This is a genomic window from Coleofasciculus sp. FACHB-712 (assembly GCF_014695635.1).
GTDB lineage: Bacteria > Cyanobacteriota > Cyanobacteriia > Cyanobacteriales > FACHB-T130 > FACHB-T130.
In genome coordinates this window covers 1-2,314 of record NZ_JACJOQ010000705.1, presented here as the reverse complement: position 1 = coordinate 2,314, position 2,314 = coordinate 1, and the positions used below count along the sequence as shown (strand labels likewise).

The 2,314-nt window shown below is 41.1% G+C and carries 2 protein-coding genes and 1 pseudogene; 1 reads left to right on the top strand and 2 read right to left on the bottom strand.

Going from position 1 to position 2,314, the window contains the following annotated elements; all coding sequences use genetic code 11:
- A pseudogene (locus H6F50_RS26140) lies at positions 1-412 on the top strand (hypothetical protein); the annotation flags it as partial.
- 90 nt (positions 413-502) lie between these two features.
- Here H6F50_RS26140 and H6F50_RS26135 read toward each other — a convergent pair.
- Both H6F50_RS26135 and H6F50_RS26130 read right to left on the bottom strand, forming a co-directional pair.
- Positions 503-916 (bottom strand): thioesterase family protein, encoded by a 414-nt coding sequence (locus tag H6F50_RS26135; RefSeq protein WP_190430955.1) that lies wholly within the window; start codon positions 914-916, stop codon positions 503-505.
- A 70-nt stretch (positions 917-986) separates the two neighbouring features.
- The coding region (locus H6F50_RS26130) for a helicase-related protein (RefSeq protein WP_277879385.1) at positions 987-2,314 on the bottom strand (1,328 nt) is incomplete at its 5' end.

Below are 2,314 nucleotides of genomic sequence, written 5' to 3'. Positions count from 1 at the left end.
TAATCAACAACATTTCCAAGTAGATGATTTAGGCTTTATTGACGAACAGGGTAATTTAAATATTATCGGTCGTAGCAGTAACAAAATTATCACAGGTGGCGAAAACGTCTTCCCCTCTGAAGTAGAAGCTGCAATTCAAGCTACAGGTTTAGTTGCTGATGTCTGTGTAATTGGTTTACCCGACTCTCACTGGGGACAAATTGTAACAGCCGTTTATGTTCCCAGTAAATCAGACATTTCTACTTATACTCTACAAATAGAAATTGAAGATAAATTGAGCAAATTTAAACGCCCTAAATATTGGGTGCCAGTAGAAACATTACCAAGAAACACTCAGGGAAAAGTGAACCGCGAACAGCTACAAAGAATTGCTTATACTAGGGTATTTGAGTGGCAGTATAACGAAGTGTAACGCACTCTATAAACTCTCTCTTCGCATCCTTTGCGTCTACTCGCGCATCCCTCTCGCACATCCGCGCCGCTACGCGAACGCTAATGCGGTTTATTCCTCTTCTTCCTTCAATTGCTGAAGCCATCGAATCATCTCCGTTGGAATTTCTTTTCTACTTCTAGTAGCTGCATCGATGCAAACGTGCCGAGTAATTGCTTGTGCGACTACCCGATTCTCTGCAATAAATTGGTAATTAACTTCAAATTTTTCAGATGAAAGATGTTGAGGAATTAACTGAATAACTACTTTGTCACCACAATACATCGGACTGAAAAAATCAACGCTGGCATGAACAATAGGAATCGCAACATTCGGGTTGCTGAAAAATAACTTGAGATTGATATCCAAAGCCGCTAGGGATTCTTCATAAGCTTCGTGACACATTGCCAAGACATTAGCAAAGTAGACAACACCGGCGGCGTCGGTATCCTGAAAACGAATCGTTCGGGTATAAGTAAATGACATTTATAGATAGATGCGACCGCTTCGCCTTAAACTTTGTTTTACGCTTCTTCTAGCCTTTCTATTCTCTCATCTACCAACCACTAATAATTTTCTTCAGCTCTCCAACATCTAGACAATCGAAAGCAAAAGCTTTACGAAGCAGCTTGCTAGGAATAAACTCATCATACTTTTGCATTTTTAAAGGTTCTTCAACAGCAACTAAATCTAACGCCGTAATCCTTTTATTGCCAAACGCTAGGATTTCCGAGCCAAGCTCTTCAACCCCATCCTTTCCAAGTTTAACGGTCATAAAGTATGGAGCTTGACCCCCAATCTTCTTGATATCCAGAGACTCTCTACCAAAGAAATTTAGAAACCTTTCCAAGGTGCGGTAAGCGACAGTACCCATCCAAGGAAATATGCAGCAAGTTTTGCTTCCTAATGAAACGATGTTATTTCTTTCAAATTCCCAAAAGCAAGCTAATTGACGAGCTTCATTCAGACGTTTTTTAGCATTACTTTGTAAGTAGCTATACTGAGAATCTTCAAGCAAAACTCTTCGCATCCGTTCAGGAACTTTTGTATGAATATTGCTACTGCCACCATGCCAAGAAATTTTAGCTTGACCTTGTGCTTGTTTGACAAAAACCGTTTTTGTTTTAACATCGCTATCCAAAACTTCCCACGTTCTCCCTGCCAAGGCAAAGCAATTGCCAACAGGAGGAGGCATCAGGATACTGCCAATTTCCATCGATTCATCCCTAACAGCATACTCAACCGTGTCGGAAAAAACGGCGTAAAAATGAAAATTTTTTACAATTTTCTCCCCAGCTAATCCGATAATTAATTTGTCTCCCTCAGTCTGCTGAATGTGGTCAATTCCTATCAAGTTTCGGAGCAATTGCCTAAAATCATCTTTAGATATAGCTGCAAAGGGTGGTAAGGCTAAAACTTGCTGAGCTAAAGCTGCGGGAGAGAGTTCCTCCAGCGCTGCTAAAATACTCATTGTTTGGTGATATAAAAGGCTAAAAGGATATTTAACCGGCTTGATTGGCTCAATCCAGCGTTCTTCTAAGTAAAGTTGGATAATCGCGATAGCTTGCAACAGTTGCCAAGGAATTTGATTAGGAAGCGATTCCTCTGTTGATAGTTCTTCCTCTGCGCAAACAAACCGCATATCTGCCGCACTTCCTCGCCTTCCCGAACGTCCCAATCTCTGCAAGAAACTGGATACAGATAAAGGCGCGTTTAATTGAATGACTCGCTCTAATTGACCGAGATCGATTCCTAATTCAAGCGTGATAGTTGCAGCAGTAACAGATGGAACTTTGGTATCGCGCATCGCATCCTCAGCCGCTTCCCTTAAGGAGGTAGAAATACTGCCATGATGGACGTGATAAATATCTGGTAATCCTTCAG